Source organism: Streptococcus mitis SK597, assembly GCF_000148545.1.
Lineage (GTDB): Bacteria > Bacillota > Bacilli > Lactobacillales > Streptococcaceae > Streptococcus > Streptococcus mitis_C.
In genome coordinates this window covers 1-4,926 of record NZ_AEDV01000104.1, presented here as the reverse complement: position 1 = coordinate 4,926, position 4,926 = coordinate 1, and the positions used below count along the sequence as shown (strand labels likewise).

Below are 4,926 nucleotides of genomic sequence, written 5' to 3'. Positions count from 1 at the left end.
GTGTCAGATCCATTATCACCAACAAGTTTTACTGTTGGTTTAACATTATCCGTCACATTAAACGTTATTGGTATTGCTTTTTGTTTAGGTGAATAGATTGTATAATTTACACGATCTATTTCTTTCGTATTCTTCACAGCAGGGAATACAGCCGTAGCAAAATACTTAGTAACATTCCCTAATTCGTTTAAATTTGTTGTATTAGGAACATCAGTAGTTGTGATTGTGCTACGATTTAATTCTATCCATTTAAACTGCATACCAGTTGGATAGTACTTATCGTTCTCTACAGTATTACTTTCTGCTACTTTGAAGTGATCATGAGGATCTCCTAATGCACTTCCAAGAGCACGATTTTCTGTCGTACTATTTTTTGCTTGAATATCTACAATACGATATTTAAATTTATATGTTGCACTATTACGACCATCCGATGCAACGACACTTGCAATACTTTCTCCAAACGGAGCCTCATTTGCTACAGTATTATCTGGAATTGTATAATTAAACTCTTTACCACCACTAGTCGTGACATTTGCAACTCCGTTTGGAAGTCCAGTAATTGATAAGTTTACATGATTGCTCTTATCATCCTGAACTCTAAATGTAGGATTGAAGTTTGCTCCACGATAAATAATAAAACGATTATCATCCGCATTTTCTGTTAATTTTTTTCCATTAATCAATACTGTTGGCGCTGCCTTGTCAGGAACTTCTGTTGGTGTTACAGGTGCACTAAACTCTGACTCTACTGTGCCATTATTTTTGACAGTTGTTTTAGCTGTAATGGCTGTAGACGGTAATGCTTTTGATACCGTAATTGTAGCAGTTGTTCCCTTAGTGTTCCCAGTTCCAATAACCGTATTACCACTATATAATGTCACTGTAGAATTATCAGGAACTCCCTTACCTACATTTACAGTAACCGTTTGCCCAGTCTTCCCTGCTTTTTCATTTACAGACTTTTGGTCAATCTCAGGTTTATTTGGAAGCACTTTCAATGTTGCATCAGTAGTATTTGAAGTATTATCAGAGTACTGTGCTTTCACTTTATAACGAAATACCCCTGCTGTAGTCGTATTTGGTTTCCCATCTGGCCAACTCCAACGGATATCTGTAGGGAAGTTATTATTTCCTGTTACGAAACCAGCATCCACCGGCTTATCTAGATCGCCAAGAGGGGCATCGACTTTCTTTGTAACCTCTCTACCGCTTATAGGGTATTTTGCACTTTGTTTAACAGTTGGTTCTACATTTTCGTTATCATTTTTTCCTGATCCAAAAACATAGGATTGGTTTGTTGTCTCTCCATAAGTACCTGCAATGGCTAGGATAAATGCTTTTTTAACAGCTTCATCCGTTACATCTGATCTTAATTTTGCTTTAAAATGCATATGTACAGCGGCTGTTGGATTATTGGTTCTCACCCCTATACCATAACTCCAACTCTTGTTTACTCCATCTAATGCCACTGCTTTTTTTAAAAAGGGATCATTTTTATTGTTTTTAAAATAATCTTTCATATCTTGATCATATGATCTACCACTCTGACGAACACCTAAATTGTAAAAATATGTTAGATTCCCTTTCGATTGTCCATTGTCATTTAAAAAGTGAAAATTTTGAGTTGACTCATAAGTGAATTTATCAGGATTTTGAGAAAGAGTACCACTTTCATTTTGATTATTTCTTCTATATGTGTCAAAGTGTAAATCTCTAATAGTGTCTGACTTATAAGCACCGCTAGACTGTAAATCTAAAATTTTTGGAGGTAAAATAACATTATATAGTTGTTGTCTACTCAACCTAACCATTGACTTACCATCATTGTTAAAGAAAATATCATAAACTGCATATTTCACACCGTCAATTGTCTCAATTCGAGCGGTCATATCCACTTTATTTTCTGTAAATTGTCTATCGTCATTTCTAACTCTTCCATTTTCGTCAGTTGCACGGAATCGTTGGTAACTTAATAGATTATCTTGGTTAGTCCATCTTGAAGATACAGCTGCTGCCCTTTCGCCAGTACCTTGGGTCATTCTCTGACCATTACGAGGATCGTGAGAGCCTGAACTCAAACGCAATGTAGCGTTTTTAACAGAGTTAAACATTCGCTTCACAAGTTTGTTCATTTGTTCAACATCTGTTAGAGAGACTGTAGTATTCTGAAGAACACCTTGAGCTAAGACCATGACTTCATTGGCTTTTTCAAGAACTTCTTTCGTAGTATCATGTTCAGGAACTTCTGAAATTGCTGCTTGCAATTGATCTACAGATAATTTCAAAGAATCTTTTTTAGCTGAAACAGTTTGACTCTCTTCGCTTGCTCTTACTTCAGGAGAAGATTGGTTCGCTGGCTTTTCAGCCTCAGTTCCAGTATTACTTTCTCTAACCTCACTTGATTCTTTTACCGCATTAGATAAAGTAGCTAAATCAGCAGACAAAAGTTCTTTTAGTTCATTAATATCTTTTTGAACTGCATCAGCTTTATCTAGTAATGCCTGAGCTCTCTGAACTCTTTCTTTTACAGAAGAAAGCACTGAATCGTCAAGGTTTAATTTAGTTGAAAGAAGAGAATTTAATTCTTCAACTACTGTTCTTAACTGACTTTTATCAACCGTATTACTACTATTTTCAACAAGTGCAACTTCTTTATTTTCTAAAGAATTATTGGCTACTTCTGATTTATTTTCATCCTTAATACCCACAGGCGAGTCGCCCTTATCGTTAGGTTGTACTACACCCGCAGTAGATGGTGAACTACTTCCGCTTACAGTATCCGCACTAACAACGCGCGCACCTAAAAACATCAGTGCTGCAATAGCAACTGAAGCCGCACCGAAACTATACTTACGAATAGAAAAGCGCAGGACTTTTTCACGTTGATGACGCTTTATTCTATTGAGTGAATTTGATTTATTTTCCATTGTCCCTCCTGATGTTAAAACACAAAATCAAATAAAAAAGCAACCTTCATAGCTACACACCTTATCGTAATGTACCCATGAAACCTACTATAATGAGCATTTCTTACACATTACAGCTATTACAGCTATTACAGCTATTACAGCTATTACAGCTATTACAGCTATTACAGCTATTACAGCTATTACAGCTATTACAGCTATTACAGCTAGATTATACCATTTTCAATGTTTTTAATCAAACAAAATAGTCTAAATACAGCTGATTTAAAGATTTCAAGAAAGCACAACCAACAAGTCTACAATAATCAAAATGACTCTGCATAACAATAGATATCCTACTCATAATTTTAAAATCAAATTCATAAACTTTCGTCTTATAAACAAAAATATTATAGTTTTAATTAAACATCCTATCATTTTAGTTTCAAAGTATATACCTATACAACGATATTTTTTGAATAGTCTATCAACAAATGGGGAACTTTGATTTCAAATGAGTATAATGGCTTGAAGCTAGAATAGTATAAGACAACTTCTAATTCATTTTAGAAATTTATCTAAGTCCTCTAATCGATTTGTGCACATTTTATTTCAATTCATTATCTCTTAGTATAGTATATTGAGTCTAGAATAGTACGTCATGATTGCTAAAACATTTCTAGAAATTAATTTGACTTTCCCAATCAATTTGTTCATATCTTATTTCAATCTACTATACGATTATTGATATCTACTTTTTCTAGAATACAACAACGGCCTTGTACCTCTTAAAATGAGGAACAAGGCCGTTTTTTAATCTTTTGTATTCATTGTCCACTTAATAATGAATAGTTCATATTTTGACTAAATTTTTATTTTAGTCTTCTTTTTTCTTTCCAAGAGCAAGTCCGAGACCACTTAGAATACCAAGAAGTCCTAGAGAGGCAAGAGTTACATTTGATTCTGTTCCTGTATTTGGTAATACATTTTGAGAATCATTTGATTCTGTTCCTGTATTTAGCAATACATTTTGAGAATCATTTGCTTTAGCTCCATTGTCAATAGTATCTGTAGTATCTTCATGATTTACATTCGGAGCAACTGCATTTGGAATTGTTGGCGCAGGTGTATCATGACCAGAATTTCCATTAGTATCAGGTGTGACTGGAATTACTGGAATTATATTTGGAATTGTAGTTCCACTTACTTTTCTGAAAATGTGGGTAATTACTGGTTCATTTTCATCAATCACAGTTCGTACAAATTCATATCCTGGAATTGATTCATGTTCAGCATCCTTTTCATTACCTGTCTTAACGGATGGTTTCAATACATTTCCATCTTCATCAATCCATCGAACCTCAATCATTAGCTCTGGCAATGCAATTGAACCCGGTAATACATCGTTTTCAAAAGTTGTTACCTTAGGAACTTCCACAGATGATTTACCTGGTTCAGTAATCTTACCTGTACCTGTTTTTTCTACGTTTGGTAGATCACTGTTTGGTACTTTACCTTTACCATCTTCATCGATTGTAACGACGATTGGATTACCATCTTTACCTGGGATTTCTACCTTAGTTCCTGGTGGATATGTTGACCCATCTGGTTTCTTCGGTGTCACTGTAACATCACCTGTCTTAGGATCTTGTTCTAACTCTACTTTTGGTTCTTTCGTTTTCCCATAAGTTCGAACAGTTGTTGGAGTTACCTTACCTGTTTTTGGATCAACTTCATAGGTAGTGGTATCAATTACATCGAGACCTTCAGAATCTTTAGATTGTTCAACCTTAGTTTTCGCACCAACTTTAACAATTGTCTTACCTGCTGGGCTTACTACTGGGTTGCCAACGTGTTCTGTGATATGACCGTCGTTTGAATCTACATCGTAAGTAGTTGTTGTAACTGTTTTACCTTTAGCTCCTTGAACGCGTTCATTAGGTGTGTCAACTTCTCGTTCACCATCTCTAACATACTCAACTTCTGGTTCAATCGGCGTTTCTACGACTTTGTCTTT

At 35.1% G+C, this 4,926-nt stretch carries 2 protein-coding genes; both read right to left on the bottom strand.

The window, feature by feature from the left end; translation table 11 throughout:
- Window positions 1-2,930: YSIRK-type signal peptide-containing protein (locus SMSK597_RS12465; protein WP_000428918.1), on the bottom strand; the 2,930-nt coding region annotated here is incomplete at its 3' end.
- An 856-nt stretch (window positions 2,931-3,786) separates the two neighbouring features.
- On the bottom strand, window positions 3,787-4,926 hold a 1,140-nt coding region (locus SMSK597_RS0103450), incomplete at its 5' end, for an LPXTG cell wall anchor domain-containing protein (RefSeq protein WP_000574553.1).